The 16,088-nt window shown below is 75.7% G+C and carries 17 protein-coding genes and 1 pseudogene; 16 read left to right on the top strand and 2 right to left on the bottom strand.

Going from position 1 to position 16,088, the window contains the following annotated elements:
- From PYV61_RS08860 to PYV61_RS08845, 4 genes and pseudogenes are all read left to right on the top strand, one after another.
- Nucleotides 1–250, top strand: a pseudogene (locus tag PYV61_RS08860) (hypothetical protein); the annotation flags it as partial.
- A gap of 8 nt (nt 251–258) precedes the next feature.
- On the top strand, nt 259–846 hold the full coding sequence (locus PYV61_RS08855; RefSeq protein WP_275830472.1) for an SIS domain-containing protein: 588 nt from the start codon (nt 259–261) through the stop codon (nt 844–846).
- Nucleotides 843–1,598: an SDR family oxidoreductase gene (locus PYV61_RS08850; RefSeq protein ID WP_275830470.1), complete on the top strand. Its 756-nt coding sequence runs from the start codon at nt 843–845 to the stop codon at nt 1,596–1,598. The genes PYV61_RS08855 and PYV61_RS08850 overlap by 4 nt, the downstream gene beginning before the upstream one ends.
- Nucleotides 1,595–2,578 carry an asparaginase gene (locus PYV61_RS08845; RefSeq protein ID WP_275830468.1) on the top strand — a complete coding sequence of 328 codons (984 nt, stop codon included), beginning with the start codon at nt 1,595–1,597 and terminating at the stop codon, nt 2,576–2,578. The genes PYV61_RS08850 and PYV61_RS08845 overlap by 4 nt, the downstream gene beginning before the upstream one ends.
- On the opposite strand, the gene PYV61_RS08840 is transcribed toward PYV61_RS08845, so the two are convergent.
- On the bottom strand, nt 2,555–3,004 hold the full coding sequence (locus PYV61_RS08840) for a hypothetical protein (RefSeq protein ID WP_275830466.1): 450 nt from the start codon (nt 3,002–3,004) through the stop codon (nt 2,555–2,557). The two genes, PYV61_RS08845 and PYV61_RS08840, sit on opposite strands and share 24 nt — an antisense overlap.
- A 106-nt stretch (nt 3,005–3,110) precedes the next feature.
- Between PYV61_RS08840 and PYV61_RS08835 the strand changes: the two genes are divergently transcribed.
- From PYV61_RS08835 to hflX, 9 genes are all read left to right on the top strand, one after another.
- Entirely contained in the window at nt 3,111–4,436 is a 1,326-nt protein-coding gene (locus tag PYV61_RS08835) for a hypothetical protein (protein ID WP_275830464.1), read from the top strand.
- Between the two features lie 77 nt (nt 4,437–4,513).
- Nucleotides 4,514–5,407 (top strand): glucose-1-phosphate thymidylyltransferase RfbA, encoded by an 894-nt coding sequence (rfbA, locus tag PYV61_RS08830; protein ID WP_275830477.1) that lies wholly within the window; start codon nt 4,514–4,516, stop codon nt 5,405–5,407.
- Nucleotides 5,404–5,976, top strand: coding sequence for a dTDP-4-dehydrorhamnose 3,5-epimerase (rfbC, locus tag PYV61_RS08825; RefSeq protein WP_275830462.1), 573 nt, complete (start codon nt 5,404–5,406; stop codon nt 5,974–5,976). The genes rfbA and rfbC overlap by 4 nt, the downstream gene beginning before the upstream one ends.
- Nucleotides 5,973–6,878 (top strand): dTDP-4-dehydrorhamnose reductase, encoded by a 906-nt coding sequence (gene rfbD / locus PYV61_RS08820; protein ID WP_275830460.1) that lies wholly within the window; start codon nt 5,973–5,975, stop codon nt 6,876–6,878. Before rfbC ends, rfbD begins: the two co-directional genes overlap by 4 nt.
- Nucleotides 6,875–7,402, top strand: a complete 528-nt coding sequence (locus tag PYV61_RS08815) for a hypothetical protein (protein ID WP_275830458.1) — start codon at nt 6,875–6,877, stop codon at nt 7,400–7,402. Before rfbD ends, PYV61_RS08815 begins: the two co-directional genes overlap by 4 nt.
- A 7-nt stretch (nt 7,403–7,409) precedes the next feature.
- Nucleotides 7,410–8,132 carry a ZIP family metal transporter gene (locus PYV61_RS08810; protein WP_275830457.1) on the top strand — a complete coding sequence of 241 codons (723 nt, stop codon included), beginning with the start codon at nt 7,410–7,412 and terminating at the stop codon, nt 8,130–8,132.
- A gap of 94 nt (nt 8,133–8,226) precedes the next feature.
- Nucleotides 8,227–9,549, top strand: coding sequence for a replication-associated recombination protein A (locus PYV61_RS08805; protein WP_345785226.1), 1,323 nt, complete (start codon nt 8,227–8,229; stop codon nt 9,547–9,549).
- A gap of 10 nt (nt 9,550–9,559) precedes the next feature.
- Nucleotides 9,560–10,030 carry an LEA type 2 family protein gene (locus PYV61_RS08800; RefSeq protein ID WP_275830453.1) on the top strand — a complete coding sequence of 157 codons (471 nt, stop codon included), beginning with the start codon at nt 9,560–9,562 and terminating at the stop codon, nt 10,028–10,030.
- Nucleotides 10,031–10,171: 141 nt separating this feature from the next.
- Entirely contained in the window at nt 10,172–11,419 is a 1,248-nt protein-coding gene (hflX, locus tag PYV61_RS08795) for a GTPase HflX (RefSeq protein WP_275830451.1), read from the top strand.
- Here the strand turns inward: hflX and PYV61_RS08790 are convergent.
- A complete protein-coding gene (locus tag PYV61_RS08790; protein WP_275830449.1) occupies nt 11,385–11,966 on the bottom strand; it encodes a GNAT family N-acetyltransferase in 582 nt (193 codons plus the stop codon). The genes hflX and PYV61_RS08790 overlap by 35 nt on opposite strands.
- Before the next feature lie 227 nt (nt 11,967–12,193).
- Between PYV61_RS08790 and PYV61_RS08785 the strand changes: the two genes are divergently transcribed.
- From PYV61_RS08785 to PYV61_RS08775, 3 genes are all read left to right on the top strand, one after another.
- On the top strand, nt 12,194–13,423 hold the full coding sequence (locus tag PYV61_RS08785) for a glycosyltransferase family 4 protein (RefSeq protein WP_275830447.1): 1,230 nt from the start codon (nt 12,194–12,196) through the stop codon (nt 13,421–13,423).
- A gap of 126 nt (nt 13,424–13,549) precedes the next feature.
- Nucleotides 13,550–14,671: a hypothetical protein gene (locus PYV61_RS08780; protein WP_275830445.1), complete on the top strand. Its 1,122-nt coding sequence runs from the start codon at nt 13,550–13,552 to the stop codon at nt 14,669–14,671.
- Complete coding sequence (locus PYV61_RS08775; RefSeq protein ID WP_275830443.1) at nt 14,668–16,035, top strand: hypothetical protein; 1,368 nt, start codon at nt 14,668–14,670, stop codon at nt 16,033–16,035. The genes PYV61_RS08780 and PYV61_RS08775 overlap by 4 nt, the downstream gene beginning before the upstream one ends.
- Nucleotides 16,036–16,088 lie beyond the last annotated feature (53 nt).

The following is a 16,088-nucleotide window of genomic DNA, read 5'->3' as shown; positions in this document are numbered from 1 at the left end:
GCACGCCGACGTCGGCGTCGCGCCGGAGCCGGCGCCGTCGCCCGGCCGGTGCGTGGAGGCGGCGGCGCGCGCGGGGGGCGCGCTGATCGCCGACGGCGCGACGTCGCCCGCGAGGGCGCTGGACCTGCTGGCCGCCGACGCCCTGGCCACCTACGCCTTCGAGCTGGCGAGCGAGCGTCCGGACACCTTGGGCGCGCTCGCCGACGACGCGATGCGGCGCTTCGCCGCCCTCGCCGCCCCCGACGCATGACGGAGCGCATGTCCGACCGATCGACCGCGGTTCCCGTCGCCGACGTCCTGCCGGCGCTGCGCGAGCTGGCCGAGACCGCGGCCCGCACCGCCGACACCCTCGCCGAGGACGTGGCGCGCGCGGCGACCCTGGTGCGCGACACCGTGCGGGGCGGCGGGACGCTGTTCTTCTGCGGCAACGGCGGCAGCGCGGCCGACGCGCAGCACATGGCCACCGAGTACGTCGTGCGCTACCGGCGCAACCGGCGCGCGTACCCGGCGGTGGCGCTCACGACCGACACGTCGCTGCTGACGGCGACGGGGAACGACTTCGGCTTCGACCACGTCTTCTCGCGGCAGGTCGAGGCGCTGTGCCGGCCCGGCGACCTGCTGATCATCCACTCGACCAGCGGGCAGTCGCCCAACGTGCTCGAGGCGGCCAAGGCGGCGCGGGCCAAGGGGGTGGCGGTGCTCGCGCTCAGCGCGCGCGACGGCGGGCCGCTGCGCGCGCTGGCCGACCACAACGTGATCGTGCCGACCGACCGCACCGACCGCGCGCAGGAGCTGCACCTGTGCATCCAGCACCTGATCTGCGACCTGGTGGAGGCGGAGCTGTGATCGACCTCCGCGGGACGCGGGCCGTCGTCAGCGGCGGGTCGCGCGGGATCGGCGCGGCGACCGCGCTGCTGCTGGCGCGCGCCGGCGCCGACGTGGTGGTCGGCTACCGCGCGCGCGGCGACGCGGCCGAGCGCGTGGCGGCGGAGGCGCGCGCGCTCGGCGTGCGCGTGGTCGCGCACGGGGCCGACCTCGGCGAGCCCGCCGGCGCGGCGTCGCTGGTGCAGGCGGCGGTCGACGCGTTCGGCGGCGTCGAGGCGGTGGTGATCAACCACGGCGTCTGGCCGGCCGAGGAGGTCGCGGTCGGCGACATGGACGACGCGCGGTGGGGGCGCACGATGCGCGAGAACGTCGACTCGATGTTCCGGCTGGCGCGCGCGGCGGCGCGGGCGCTGTCGCGCGACGGGCGGATCGTCATGGTGTCGAGCACCGCCGGCCAGCGCGGGGAGGCGCTGCACGCCGACTACGCGGCCAGCAAGGGCGCGATGATCTCGTTCGTCAAGTCGCTGGCCGTCGAGCTCGCGCCGCGCGGGATCACGGTCAACAGCGTCGCGCCGGGGTGGGTGGACACCGAGATGACCGACAGCGCCATGCGCGACGGCGGACGCGATCGCATCGCCGCCGGGATCCCGATCGGGCGCGTGGCGACGGCGGAGGACGTGGCCGGGCCGATCGCGTTCCTGTGCTCGCCGCTGGCGCGGCACGTCACCGGGGAGATCCTGAACGTGAACGGCGGGAGCGTGCTGTGCGGGTGAGCCGCCCGGTGGTGGCGGCGCTGTTCACCGGCGGGACGATCTCGATGCGCGTGGACGCCGTCGAAGGGGGCGCGGTCCCCTCGCTCGGGGCCGACGAGATCCTGGCGGCGGCGCGCGGGGTCGAGGAGATCGCGGACGTGCGCGCCGAGCAGTGGGGGCGGTTCCCGGGGCCGCACATGACGGTCGAGCGGCAGTGGGCGCTCCGGGCGCGCATCCTCGAGGTGCTCGCCGACCCGGCCGTCGCCGGCGTCGTGCTCACGCACGGCACCGACACGCTGGAGGAGACGGCGTACCTGGTCGCCCGGTCGGTGGAGAGCGACAAGCCGGTGGTGTTCACCGGCGCGATGCGCGCCGCGAGCGACCTCGGCTACGACGGGCCGCAGAACCTGATCGACGCGGTGCGCGTGGCGGCCGATCCGGCGGCGCGGGGCGTCGGCACGATGGTCGTCATGGGCGGGCGCATCTTCGCCGGGCTCGAGGACACGAAGTCGCACACGCACCAGCTCGACGCCTTCGAGGCGCCGGGACTCGGGCCGATCGGTGTGGTGGACGACGACCGGGTGATCTTCCGGCGGCGCGTCGTCGGCACCCCACCCGTCCTGAAGCCCGACGCCCCCGCGACGCCGGTGGACATCGTGGCCACCTGGGCGGGGTCCGACGCGCGCCTGCTGGACGCGTCGCTGGCGAGCGGCGCGCGCGGGGTCGTGGTGGCGGCGATGGGGCGCGGCAACGTCCCGCCCGAGGTGGTCCCGGGGATCGAGCGGTGGATCGCCAGCGGGCGCCCCGTGGTGATCGCCTCGCGCGCCGGGCGCGGGATGGTCGGGCGGACCTACGCCTACCCGGGGGGCGGCCGGAAGCTGTCCGAGCTGGGGGCGCTGTTCGCCGGGGCGCGCCGGCCGGCGCAGGCCCGCATCGACCTCATGCTGGGGCTGGGCGCGGGGCTCGACGCCGCCGGGCTACGGGCGCTGTTCGACGGCTGACGGGTCGTCGGGGAGCATCGGCTCCCAGCGCGCGAAGCAGCGCCACGCGTACTCGCGGGCGGCGCGCGACTGGTCGGGGGTGCCCCACCGGTCGAGCAGTCCGGCCTCCTCGGCGCGCCAGCGGCAGTCCCAGGTGAAGCGCCACGTGCGCGCGTCGGTGGGCGTGAAGGCGGTCACGGCGCCGCGGAAGTCGCAGCAGCCCGCGGCCCCCTCCACCACCACGCGGGCGAGGACGAGCGTCGGCTCGGCGTGCAGGAGCTGCGCGAGGACGCGCACGACCTTCACCCGCGGCGCCGGGCGGGGCACCGACACCAGGGCCGTCGTGCGCCCGTCCGCGTACGCGAGCACGTCGCGTCGGAACGCGGGCTCGGCGCGCGAGCGGTCGAGCAGCGTCCTCAGGTCGTCGGCGGTCGCCTCGTCGAGCATGCGCGGAATGTAGGCGCGTGCAGGGTGCGCGGCGCCATTGTCGCACCCGGCGGTCCCCGGTAACGTCCGCCCCGTGCCGACGCCCCTCCCCCTAGCCGCCGACCCCGTGCTGCGCCCCCCGCCGGGGGTCGCGGAGATCGCCGAGCGCCTGGAGGCGGCGGGGTTCGAGACGTGGTGCGTCGGGGGCGCGATCCGCGACGCGCTGCTCGGCCGCCCGTCGCTCGACTGGGACCTGGCGACCGCGGCCACGCCCGCCGAGATGCGGCGCGTCTTCCGGCGCGTGGTGCCGAAGGGGGAGCAGTTCGGGACGCTGGGGATCTTCGACGGCGACGGGGTGATGCACGAGGTCACGACGTTCCGGCGCGACGTGCACACCGACGGGCGGCACGCGGTGGTCGAGTTCGGGGCGTCGCTGGACGAGGACCTGGCGCGCCGCGACTTCACGATCAACGCGATCGCGCTGCGGCCGCGCGGCGGGCGGCTGCACGACCCGTTCGACGGCGTCGGCGACCTGCGGAGGGGCGTGGTGCGCGCGGTCGGCGACCCGCCGGCTCGGCTGCGCGAGGACCGGCTGCGGGCGCTGCGCGCGATCCGGTTCGCGGCGCGCTTCGGGTTCGCCTTCGACCCGGCGACGTGGGCCGCGGTGGTCGAGAGCGCGCCGCACCTCGGGCGGCTGTCGGCCGAGCGGGTGCGCGAGGAGCTGGAGAAGACGCTGCGGCAGGTGCGCGCGCCGTCGTGGGCGCTGGAGCGGTGGCGCGAGAGCGGGGCGCTGGCGACGCTCGTCCCCGCGCTCGCCGGCGCGCCGGAGGCGGCCTTCCGGTCGGTCGACCACCTGGCGCTTCCCGGCGACGGGCCGCGCGCCGACGGACGGCTGCTGCTGCGCCTCGCGGCACCCTGGCTGGATGCGGGGCGGGGAGCCACCGAGTCGGCGCTGCGCGCGCTACGGTGCTCGAACCACGAGGTCCGGTGGGTGTCGGAGACGGTCGACCGATGGGTAGCCGTCGAGCGGGCGCTGCGGGCCGCGCTGGCCGGCGGCGCGCCGCTCGACGTCGCGACGCTGCGGCGCTGGGCGGCCCGCATCGGCCGGACGCGCGTGCGCGACCTCCTGCGGCTGGCGGCGGCGCGGTTCGAGGCCGAGCGCGAGGGCGGGGGGAAGGCGCCGTCGGCCGGGGCGGTGCGCGCGCTCTACCGGCGGATGGTGCCGATCGCCTACCGCGACGCGATCGCCCTGGCGGACCTCGCGGTCAGCGGGACGGACCTCGTGCGCGCCGGGGTCCCGGCGGGACCCGAGGTCGGTATCATTCTGCAGCGCCTGCTGGACCTCGTGGTCGAGGACCCGGGCGCGAACGCGCGCGAGCGGCTGCTCGCGCACGCCCGCGAGTGGGCGCGCGGGCCGGCGGCCGGTCCCGGCGGGGCGGCCTTCACCGTCTGATCGTCGGCATGCGGGCACACGGGACGAACGGAACGTCGGCGGTCGGCGGCGCGGCGGGCGGCGCGGCCGGGGGCGCGGTGCGCGGCCTCGTGCTCGCGGGTGGCGCGGGGACGCGCCTGCACCCGATGACGCGGGTGGTGAGCAAGCAGCTGCTCCCGGTCTACGACAAGCCGATGATCTACTACCCGCTGACGACGCTGCTGCTGGCGGGGATCCGCGACGTCCTGCTGATCGCGACGCCGGAGGAGCTGCCGCGCTTCCAGGCGCTGCTCGGCGACGGCGCGCAGTGGGGGGTCTCGTTCTCGTACGCGGCGCAGCCGCGGCCGGAGGGGCTGGCGCAGGCGTTCGTCATCGGACGCGACTTCGTGGACGGCGGACGCTCGGCGCTGATCCTCGGAGACAACGTCTTCTACGGCGCCGGGATGGTGGACGCGCTGCAACGCGCGGCGGCGCGCGAGCGCGGGGCGACGGTGTTCGGCTACCACGTCCGCGACCCCGAGCGCTACGGCGTGGCGGAGCTGGACGCGACCGGCCGCGTGGTCGGGATCGAGGAGAAGCCGGCGCGCCCGCGCTCGCCGTACGCGGTGACGGGGCTCTACTTCTACGACGCCGACGTCGTCGACATCGCCGCCGGGCTGGCTCCCTCGGCGCGCGGCGAGTACGAGATCACCGACGTCAACCTCGAGTACCTGCGCCGCGGCGCGCTGCAGATGGAGCTGCTGTCGCGCGGCACCGCGTGGCTCGACATGGGGACGCCGCAGTCGCTGCTGGAGGCGGCGAGCTTCATCGGCACCATCGAGCAGCGGCAGGGGCTCAAGGTCGGCGTGCCGGAGGAGGCCGCGTGGCGCCTCGGCCACATCGACGACGAGCAGCTGCTCCGCCTCGCGTCCGGGCTGCGCGGGACCGCGTACGGCGAGTACCTGGCGCAGCTCCCCCTGCTGGAGCCGCGCGCGGCGGGGGCGCCGCGATGACCGCAGAGCCGCTGGGGCTCCCCGAAGTGCTGCTGCTCTCGCCGCGGCTCCTCCGCGACGCGCGCGGCCACTTCTTCGAGAGCTGGAGCGCCGACCGCCACGCCTCGCTCGGCGTCGACGTCGCCTTCGTGCAGGACAACGTCTCCTACTCCACGCGCGGGGTGCTGCGCGGGCTGCACCTCCAGCACCCCGACGACCAGGGGAAGCTGGTCACGGTGCTGCGCGGCGCGATCTGGGACGTGGCGGTGGACGTGCGCCGCGGGTCGCCGACCTTCGGCCGGTGGGTCGGCGCGAAGCTGACCGCCGACGATGCGCGCCAGCTCTGGATCCCGCCGGGCTTCGCGCACGGCTTCGTGGTGACGGGCGACGAGGCGCTCGTCACGTACAAGTGCACGGCGCCGTACCGCCCGGCCAGCGAGATCACCGTGGCGTGGGACGACCCGGCGCTGGCGATCGAGTGGCCGCTCGACGGCGCGCCGGTGCTGTCGGCGCGCGACGCCGAGGCCCCGCGGCTGGCCGAGCTGTCCGGGCGGCTGCCTTCGTACGCGGGCGCGGCGGTGGGGGCGTGAGCGCGCGCCCGCTCCTGCTGCTGGGCGCCAACGGGCAGCTCGGGCGCGAGCTGCGGCGCGCGCTCCCGGCGCTCGGCCCGGTGGTCGCCGTGGGGCGCGCCGCGCTCGATTTGCGCGACGGCGACGCGGTGCGCGAGATGGTGCGCGCGGCCGCGCCGGGGGCGATCGTGAACGCCGCCGCCTACACCGCGGTCGACCGCGCCGAGTCGGAGCGCGACGCCGCGTGGGCGGTGAACGCGACCGCGCCGGCGGTGCTCGCGGAGGAGGCGCGGCGCGTCGACGCCGCGCTCGTCCACTACTCGACCGACTACGTCTTCGACGGCACGGCGTCGCGCCCGTACGCGGAGGACGCGCCGACGGGGCCGCGCAACGTTTACGGCGCGTCCAAGCTGGCGGGCGAGGAGGCGGTGCGCGGCGCGTGGGGGCGGTCGCTCGTCCTGCGCACGGCGTGGGTCTACGCGGCGGCCGGTCGCAGCTTCGTCGACACCATGGTGCGGCTCGCGGACGAGGGGCGCGAGGTGGTGCGCGTGGTCGACGACCAGCGGGGCGCGCCGACGCCGGCCGGCTGGCTCGCCGACGCGACGGTGACGGTGCTGCGCGCGGCGCTGGCGCACGAGGCGGGGTGGGGGACGTATCACCTGGCCGCGGCGGGCGAGACCACGTGGCACGACGTCGCGGCGGCGATCTTCGCGGACCGCGCGCGCCGCGGCCTCCCGGCGCCGGCGCTCGAGCGCATCTCGACCGCGGAGTTCGGCGCGCCGGCCGCGCGGCCGGCGTACTCGGTGCTCGACACGACGCGGGCGCGCGGCGCCTTCGGCGTCGAGCCGCCGCACTGGGCCGACGCGCTGGCGGCGGTCCTCGACGCGCGTCCGGGCCCGGCCCTCCGTCCCGCCCTGCGATGATCTTCCGCGGCCGACAGCCCGCGCCCTCCGTGTGGCGCCGGTTCCGCTCCGGGGCCGACGACTTCACCTTCGCGCGCGTCGGGGAGCACTACGAGGCGCGCGTGGCGACCAACGCCGAGCGCGCGGTGGACCTGCTGCACGCGCTCGCCGAGCACCTGTCGCCGGCCGTCGACGTGGCGCTGGAGGACGTGCGCGGCGGGCGGACGTGGGTCGGGGACGACGTCGCGCTCCCCGACGTGCGCGAGGCGATCGCACGGCTGAAGGTGCCGCTGTCGGTCTACGGCGGCGTGGAGATGGCCGTGTACACGAGCGAGGACCAGCTCACGCTGACGCCGGACCTCGAGCTGTACGTGTACGCGCGCACCGACCGCTGGCTCTACATCCTGCAGGGGAAGGGGCTGGTGGAGACGCTGACGCCGCCGCCCGACGGGTGGCGGCTGCGCCCCGAGGAGCTGGGCCCGGCGCCCGAGCTGGACGACGCGCTGGCCGCCACCGCCGAGCGCCTCGGGCTGGCGCCGCCGTGAGGCGGGCGTGAACGCGACCGCGCTGGGCTTCGCGGTGCTGGCGGCGGCGGCGAACCTGCTGGGGGCGGCGGCGGTCGCCTCGCGCCGCCGCTGGAGCGTGCGCACCCTCGAGACGATGGTCGCGCTGTCGGCCGGCTTCATGATCGCGGTCGCGCTGGCCGACGTGCTGCCGGAGGCGATCGAGCGCGGCGGGCGCGAGGCGGCGACGATCGCGGTCGTCGGCTTCCTGCTCGTGCACCTCACGCAGCACGTGCTGGCGCGCCACTTCCACTTCGGCGAGGAGACGCACCACGTCACGCCGGTGGTCAGCGCGTCGGCGCTGGTCGGGCTGCTGCTGCACACGTTCGTCGACGGGATGGCGATCGCCAGCGGCTTCGCGGTCAGCGCCCAGCTCGGGGTGCTGCTCGCGTCGGCGATCCTGCTGCACAAGCTCCCCGAGGGACTCGCGATCTCGAGTCTCTTCCTGGCGGCCGGGCTGGGGCGCCGGCGCGCGCTCGGGGCGGCGGCGCTGCTCGGCGCCGCGACCGTGGTCGGGCTGCTGGTCACCGAGCTGACCGACGTCGCGTCGGGCGTGGGGCTGGCGCTGTCGGGCGGGGTGACGCTGTACGTGGCGGCGTGCAACCTGGTCCCCGAGTTCCAGTCGAAGCCGGGGTGGCGGCTGCCGCTGGCGTTCTTCGCCGGGAGCGCGCTGTACTTCGCGGCGCGCGCGGCCATCGGCGGGGGGCACTGAGGCGGTGCCGCCGAAGCGCGGGAAGGGGCGCGACGTCGGGACGTCGCTGTTCGCGTCGGCGCGCGACGCCGCGGGCGCGCCGCTGGCCGCGCGCATGCGCCCGCGCACGCTCGACGAGTACGTCGGGCAGCAGCACCTGCTGGCGCCGGGGCGCCCGCTGCGCGAGGCGATCGAGCAGGGGCGGGTGGGCTCGATGATCTTCTGGGGCCCGCCGGGGACCGGGAAGACGACGCTGGCGCGGCTGATCGCGAACACCACGGACCGCGCCTTCGTCCCGTTCTCCGCGGTCACCGAGGGGGTGCCGCGCGTCCGCGAGATCGTCGCCGAGGCGGCGGAGCGGTGGGACGCCGAGGGGCGCGGGACGATCCTGTTCGTGGACGAGATCCACCGCTTCAACCGCGGACAGCAGGACGCCTTCCTGCCGCACGTCGAGAGCGGGACGGTCACGCTGGTCGGCGCGACGACGGAGAACCCGTCGTTCGAGATCGTGGGCGCGCTGCTCTCGCGGACGCGGGTGTTCGTGCTGGAGCCGCTGGCGCCGGCGGACCTCGCGCTGCTGCTGCGGCGCGCGCTGGCCGACGCGGAGCGCGGGCTGGGCGCGCAGGGGCTCGCGGCCGACGACGACGCGCTCGCGCTGCTCTCCGAGGTGGCGGACGGCGACGCGCGGCGCGCGCTGACGGCGCTCGAGGCGGCCGCGGAGGCGGTGGGCGCGGGGGGGCGCATCACCCCCGACGTCGTGCGCGAGGCGCTGCAGCGGCGCGTCCCGCGCTACGACAAGGCCGGCGAGGAGCACTTCAACATCCTCTCCGCCTACCACAAGTCGCTGCGCGGCAGCGACCCGCACGGCGCGCTGTACTGGATGGCGCGGATGATCGAGGGGGGCGAGGACCCGATGACGATCTTCCGCCGCGCGATCGCGATGGCGTCCGAGGACATCGGGCTCGCCGACCCCGAGGCGCTGAAGCTGGCGATCGCCGCCCGTGACGCCTATCACATGCTCGGCGCGCCGGAGGGATACCTCCCGCTGTCGCAGATGACGATCTACCTGGCGACGGCGCCCAAGTCGAACCGGTCGTACATGGCGCTCCACGCCGCGCTGGAGGCCGCGCGGGCGACCCCCGCCGCGCCGGTGCCGCTGCACATCCGGAACGCCCCCACGAAGCTCATGAAGGAACTGGGGTACCACGAGGGGTACCAGTACGCGCACGCGGTCCCGGAGGCATACATCCCGCAAGAGTACCTGCCGGAGGAGCTGCGCGGGACGGCGTTCTACGAGCCGGGCCCCTTCGGCTTCGAGCGGGAGATCGCGAAGCGGCTGGCGTGGTGGGCCGAACGGCGGCAGCGGGCGTCCACTCCGGACGACGCGGCGCGACCTCCCGGGGAGACGGCCCCTGACGGCGCGGACGACGCGCCATGAGGAAAATTCGATGCGGAGAGCAGTCGTCGGACTGACCGCGGCGGCGCTGGCCGCCACCGCCGGGTGCGCGAGCCTCGGCCGGAGCGTGTTCCGCGAGCCGGTGGTGAACTTCCGGAACGTGGAGCTCAAGGGGCTCGGGGTGTCGGGCGGCAGCCTGGACGTCGTCCTGAGCGTGTACAACCCGAACGGCTTCAACCTCGACGCGACGCGCCTCACCTACCGCCTGCAGGTCGACTCGATCGACGTCGGGACGGGGGCGCTCGACCAGCAGTTCGTGGTGCAGGAGAACGACTCGGCGCTGGTGCGCCTCCCGATCTCGTTCACCTACGCGGGGCTGGGCGCGGCGGGGCGTCAGCTCATCCAGTCGGGGTCCGTCAACTACCGCGTGCTCGGCGACGTGACGGTCAAGACGCCGCTCGGCAGCTTCACCCGCCCGTACTCCGGCACCGGCCGCTTCTCGGCGCTCAGCGGCACGCGCTAGCCCCGGCGGCGGTCCGATGGCAGAATTCGGGCGCGGGGGCCACCCCGCGCCCGCGCCGCGTCCCCGCGTCCCGTCCCACAGGAGACAGTCCCCATCGCCCGCGACCTGATCGACCTCGCCCCGCCCGCCGAGCGCGCCCTCATGGTGGGCGCGCCGCTCAAGCGCTCGTCCGACCGGCACCACGTCGAGGAGCACCTGCAGGAGCTCGCGCGCCTGGCCGACACCGCCGGGGCGGAGGTCGTGGGGAGCCTGACGCAGCAGCTCGACCGCCCGCACCCGGGCACCTACCTGGGGAAGGGGAAGGTCGACGAGCTGCGGCAGCTCGCGCAGGACCGCGGCGCGACGCTCGTGCTGTTCGACGACGAGCTGAGTCCCGCGCAGGGGCGGAACATCGAGCAGATGCTGAACGTGCGCGTCATGGACCGCGCGGAACTGATCCTCGACATCTTCGCGACGCGCGCGCGCACGAACGAGGCGAAGATGCAGGTCGAGCTGGCGCAGCTGGAGTACATGCTCCCGCGCCTGACGCGCATGTGGACCCACCTCGAGAAGACGCGCGGCGGGATCGGCATGCGGGGACCCGGCGAGACGCAGCTCGAGACGGACCGCCGGCTGGTCAACCACCGCATCCGCGTGCTCAAGGAGCGGCTGGCCGACGTCGAGCGGTCGCGCGAGGTGCAGCGGTCGTCGCGGCGGCGCGAGTTCCGCGCGGCGCTCGTGGGCTACACCAACGCCGGCAAGTCGTCGATCCTGCGCGGGCTCTCGGGCGCGTCCGACGTCTTCGTCGAGGACCGGCTGTTCGCCACCCTCGACCCGCTGACGCGCGAGACGTCGCTCGGCGAGGGGTACCGGGTGCTGGTCACCGACACGGTCGGCTTCATCCGCAAGCTGCCGCACGACCTCGTGGCGTCGTTCCGCGCGACGCTCGAGGAGACGCGCGAGGCCGACCTGCTGCTGCACGTGATCGACGCGAGCCACCCGTCGTGGGAGGAGCAGCGCGAGGTGGTCGAGGAGGTGCTCGCCGAGATCGGCGCGCAGGAGCGGCCGGTGCTCTACGTGTTCAACAAGACGGACGCGCTGGAGCCCGAGACCGTGGAGGCGCTGCGGCAGCGCGCGCACGGCGAGGGAATCGACGCGGTCTTCGTGTCCGCGCTGGCGCCCGACGGCCTGGCCGGGCTCCGAGCCGCGCTGCGCGCGCGCGCGGAGGGGGCGTTCCCGCTGGTGGCGCTGACGCTGCCGCCGGAGGACGGCGCGGTGCTGGCGCGGCTCTACAAGATGGCGGACGTGGTGGACGTGGCGTCGGACGCCGACGGCGACGGCGCGCTGCGGGTGACGGCCCGCGTGCCCGGGTGGCTCATCCCGGAGCTGCAGCCGTACCGGGCGGGGTGACGCCGGCGTCGTCCTCCCAGCGCACGATCCGGTAGCCGCCCAGCGCGTGCACGCCGAGCCGGGAACGACGCTCGGCGTGCGCGACGACGGTCAGGCCGGCGGCGGCGGCGGCGCGGATCGACGGCAGGTTCTCCTCCTCCACGAGATACCACAGGCGCCGCCCCTCGGCGTGGCAGCGGGCGAGGGCGTCGAGCAGCGCGGCGCGGGCGAGGCCGCGTCCGCGGTGCGCCGGATCGGTCCAGGTGGCGCCGACCTGCAGGTCGTCGCGCCCCATGAACGGGAAGGCGAAGTAGCGCGGGTAGACCGAGGAGCGGTGGACCACCGCGTCTCCGCGGCGCACCAGGATCGCGCCGTATCCCGGCCCGGCGAACAGCCCCGCGTGCGCGCCGACGCCGAACAGCAGGTGCTTGCGCGAGGGCGGCCCCGGCGGCGCGAGCTCCAGGGGACCCGGCCGCCAGCGGTCGAGGCGGTAGCCCTCGGGGAGCGCGACGGGCGCCGGCGGGCGTGAGGGCTCGGGCGAGCGGAGGACGAGGACGCGGGACGACATCCGGGCGGGCGCGGTCGGGAGCGGGTGAGCCCGGAGATTCGCACGCGCCCGGGCGGCACCGCAACGCCGCCGCTCCCCGATCCGGTTAGTGTTGGAAGGCGGCGCCCGTGCGCCGCCCCGCCCGTGACGAGCGTCACGCGGCAGCTCCCTGTACCCCCGCAGTTCGGATGCGCGTCTGGACCACCTGCATCGGCCAGCGACTGGACGGTGCCGAGAACACCCGCTCGATGCTCCTCTGCGCGGAGATGCTGCGCCGGGGGCACGAGGTCACGCTCTGGACGTCGGCCTACGACCACATCCGCAAGCAGTGGCGGGAGGAGTGGCTGGAGAGCGGGGGGGAGCCGGTGCGCCGCGAGGACGGGCTGCAGATCCGCTTCCTGAAGGGGTGCGGCTACCGCACGAACGTCGGGATGCGGCGCTTCGTCGACCACTGGCTGGCCGCGCGCGACTTCGCGCGCGTCGCCCCGACGCTCGCGCGCCCCGACGTGATCGTGGCCTCGCTCCCCGACCACCTCACGGCCGAGGCTGCCGTGGAGTACGGGCGCCGCGCCGGCGCCGCGTCGATCGTGGACGTCCGCGACAAGTGGCCGGACGTGTTCGTCGACCGGGCGGGGCCGGGCGCACGCGGCGCGGTGGCCGACGCCGTCCTCCGGCCGGAGCACCGCCGGAGCGCGCGGCTGCTGCGGCGGACCGACGCGGTGCTGGGGAGCATGAACTCGATGCTCGACTGGGCGCTGACCAAGGCGGGGCGCGCCCCGACCTGGCGCGACCGCGTGTTCTACCTGACGACCTTCCCGCGCAACTTCGACCTCGGCGCCGACGCGCCCCGGCCGGCCGGCGCCGTAGCGGCCGCGCTCGCGGCGTCGGCGGGGCGGACGGTCTTCAGCTTCGTCGGCACGTTCAACCGGACCCAGCACCCGCTGCTGATCCTCGACGCCGTCGACGAGCTGGTGGCGCGCGGGGCGGACACGTCGCGCCTCTCGGTGATCATCGCCGGCGACGGGCTGGACGCCGAGCAGGTGCGGTCGCGCGCCGCGGCGCACGCCTTCGTGCACGTGGTCGGCTGGGTGGACGCGGCGCAGATGGCCGCCCTGCTCGCCGGGTCTCACGTCGGCATCCTGGCGATGAACTTCCCGTCGCCGGCGTTCAACAACAAGGCGTTCGCCTACCTCGCCAGCGGGCTCCCGATCCTGAACGGGGCCACGGGGGACCTCGCCGACCTGGTCGTCGAGCACGGGATCGGGGTGAACGTACCGGGGGGCGATGCGGGGGCGCTGGCCGACGCGATCGACCGGCTGGGGCACGACCGCGGGACGGTGGAGGCCATGACCGACCGGGCGCGGCGGCTGTTCGCCGAGCGCTTCGACCGGGACGCCAACTACCAGGCGTACGCCGAGCACGTCGAGGCCGTGGCGGCCGACCGGGGCGCCTCGGGCGTCACCCGCCGGGCGGGGTAGCGGGCCAGGCGGCGGCGCGCGGCCCGCGGTGATCCACGACGCGCGCTAAGTCCCGAAGCCCGTTACCTTTCGCTCTCTGTCGCCGGGTCCGGCGGCAGCTCCCGAGCCGGCTCCGTTCCCCGTCGCGTGTCCGCCACCTCCACCAGCAGTCCCCCTCCGCCGACCGCGGCCTACTCGCCGCGGTCCGTCGACCCGCGTCCCGACTCCGACGAGCTGTCGATCTTCGAGCTGACGGCGCTGGTCCTGCGCGCGCGGTGGCGGATCCTGGCGATCGGCTTCCTGGGCGCCGTCGTCGCGGTGGCGCCGATCGCGTTCCGCGACCCGAGCTTCTCGGCGAGCGGCTCGTTCATCGTGCAGGGGTCGGAGTCGCCGCGCGCCGGGCTCGCCGGGCTCGCCGGCCAGCTCGGCGTGGCGCTCCCGGGCGGCGGGACGCAGTCGCCGCAGTTCTACGCCGACGTCATGAAGACGCGCGAGCTGCTGGCGCCCATCGCCGCCGACTCGTTCGCGACGACGCCGGGCGGGCGCAAGGTCCCGTTCGTCGAACTCTTCCTGGTGGAGGGGGCGACCCCCGCGATCCGCCACGAGCGGGCGATCCAGGAGCTGGAGCTGAAGGTGCTCGAGGTGCGGCTCGCCAAGGCGACGGGGATCGTCACCGTGCTGGCGACCAGCAAGTGGCCGGTGGTGTCGCTGGCGATCGTCGAGCGGGCGCTGGGCGAGCTGAACGGCTTCACCCTGCGCATGCGGCAGTCGCAGGCGGCCGCCGACCGGCGCTTCGGCGAGGAGCGCGTGCGCGTGGCGCGCGAGGCGCTCCGCCGCGCCGAGGACCGGCTGCAGTCGTTCCTGCAGGGAAACCGGAGCTACGAGGAGTCGCCGTCGCTGACGTTCACCTTCGACCGCCTGCGCCGCGACGTGCAGCTGCAGCAGCAGGTGTTCACCTCGGCGAGCGAGGGGATCGAGGACGCGCGCGGCCGCGAGATGCGCGACACGCCCGTGCTGACGCCGGTGGACACGCCGGTGCTCCCCGCGTCGCCGAACCCGCGCGGCCGCGTGAAGCGGGCGATCGTCGGCATGCTGTTCGGGCTGTTCGCCGGCTTCGTGTGGGCGCTCGTCCGCGCGGTGGTGGCCCGCGCCCGCGCGCACGGCGACCCGGGCGCCTCGGCGCTCGGCGACGCGCTCGGCGACGTCCGGGGGGACCTCACGCGCTGGGGACGGGGCGGCCGCCGCCCCGCGGACGCGTCGGCCCCGTGACCGGAGCGGTCGCCGCGCCGCGCCCGGAGGGCGGGGCGCCGTGGTGGGTGGCGCGCGGGGCGTTCGTGCTGGCGGCGGCGGCGTTCGCGCTGCTGACGCGCTACGTCTACGTCGACGTGCTGGTCGCCGCGCGCGTGTTCGAGTACATGGGCGTGCGCGCCAACGACGTGTCGTGGGCCGGCTTCGCGCCGTTCCTCGCGCTGGCCGTGCTGCCGGCGTGCTGGATGCGGCCGCACCTGCGCGGGCCGAGCGACGTCGCGCAGATGTTCCTGTACTACGCGGTGCACGTCCAGACGGCGGTGCTGATGCCGCTCGTGTCCCAGTCGCCGATCGAGCGGCAGCTGCTCTTCTGTCTCGCTGTGACCGCCGCGGTGCTGGCGCTCGACGCCCGCGTCCTGTTGCCGCGGCTCGCCCCGCCGCCGCTCCGGCCGTCGCGGCGCGCGTTCGCGCTCGCGCTGGCGGCGTTCTGGGTGATCGCGATGGTCTCGTTCGCCCGCAGCGGCTACCTGTCGCTCGACAACGTCAAGCTGGCCGACGTCTACGACCAGCGCGCCGAGCTGCGCGACCGCGCCGCCGAGCTGGGGAAGGTGTTCTTCTACGCCGCGAACTGGACGGGCGCGGTGGTCGCGCCGTTCCTGATCGTGATCGGGCTGCACACGCGGCGCTGGTGGCTCCCGGTGGCCGCGACGGCGCTGGCCGTGGCGTCGTTCGTGGCGTCGTCCAACCGGTCCAACGCCATCGCCATCCCGGCCGCGATCGGGGGGTACTACTTCCTGCGGATGACGCGGGGGCGGCACCTCGGCGCGCTGATGGGCGTCGGCTTCTGCGCGCTGACCGGCGCGCTGCTCATGGCCGACGTGTACCTCGGCGTGACGTTCAACGGGACGCTGATCCCGGCGGTGAGCTTCCAGATCTTCCACCGCACGTTCACGAACAACGGGTACCTGACGGCGATCTACCTCGACACGTTCTTCTCGCGCCCGCCGGCGCTGTACGCCGACAGCTTCCTGCGCTGGGTCCCCGGCCCGACGCTCGAGGCGCCGGTGCCGATCATCGCCGGCGCGACCTTCACCGACGTGCTGGGGAACTTCGCGAACGCGAACCTGTGGGCGGACGCGTACGCGAACCTCGGCTACCCGGGGCTCGCGTTCTCGGCGGTCTTCACGGCGCTGGTCTTCTGGGCGTACGACGGCTTCGCGTCGCGCGCCGACCGCGTGGTGGCCGCCGCGCTGCTGGTGGTGCCGGCGACGGTGCTGGCCAACACGGCGACGCAGACCGCGCTCACCTCGAACGGGCTGATGCTGCTGTTCCCGCTCGTCCTCGGCGTGGCCGCGCGCCGGTCGCCGGAGCCCGCGCGCGCGTGAGGGCCGTCCCGCGCGCGCTCCGCGCCCTCGCCGCCGCCGGCGCGCTGTCGCTG

The organism is Roseisolibacter sp. H3M3-2, from assembly GCF_029211165.1.
Taxonomy (GTDB): domain Bacteria; phylum Gemmatimonadota; class Gemmatimonadetes; order Gemmatimonadales; family Gemmatimonadaceae; genus Roseisolibacter.
This window is presented reverse-complemented; position numbering and strand designations above follow the sequence as displayed.

Coding starts and splice junctions, on each gene's coding strand:
- PYV61_RS08855 (WP_275830472.1), top strand. CDS start 259: ATGTCCGACCGATCGACCGCGGTTCCCGTCGCCGACGTCCTGCCGGCG.
- PYV61_RS08840 (WP_275830466.1), bottom strand. CDS start 3,004: ATGCTCGACGAGGCGACCGCCGACGACCTGAGGACGCTGCTCGACCGC.
- rfbC (WP_275830462.1), top strand. CDS start 5,404: ATGACCGCAGAGCCGCTGGGGCTCCCCGAAGTGCTGCTGCTCTCGCCG.
- PYV61_RS08815 (WP_275830458.1), top strand. CDS start 6,875: ATGATCTTCCGCGGCCGACAGCCCGCGCCCTCCGTGTGGCGCCGGTTC.
- PYV61_RS08805 (WP_345785226.1), top strand. CDS start 8,227: ATGCGCCCGCGCACGCTCGACGAGTACGTCGGGCAGCAGCACCTGCTG.
- PYV61_RS08800 (WP_275830453.1), top strand. CDS start 9,560: ATGCGGAGAGCAGTCGTCGGACTGACCGCGGCGGCGCTGGCCGCCACC.
- hflX (WP_275830451.1), top strand. CDS start 10,172: ATGGTGGGCGCGCCGCTCAAGCGCTCGTCCGACCGGCACCACGTCGAG.
- PYV61_RS08790 (WP_275830449.1), bottom strand. CDS start 11,966: ATGTCGTCCCGCGTCCTCGTCCTCCGCTCGCCCGAGCCCTCACGCCCG.
- PYV61_RS08785 (WP_275830447.1), top strand. CDS start 12,194: ATGCTCCTCTGCGCGGAGATGCTGCGCCGGGGGCACGAGGTCACGCTC.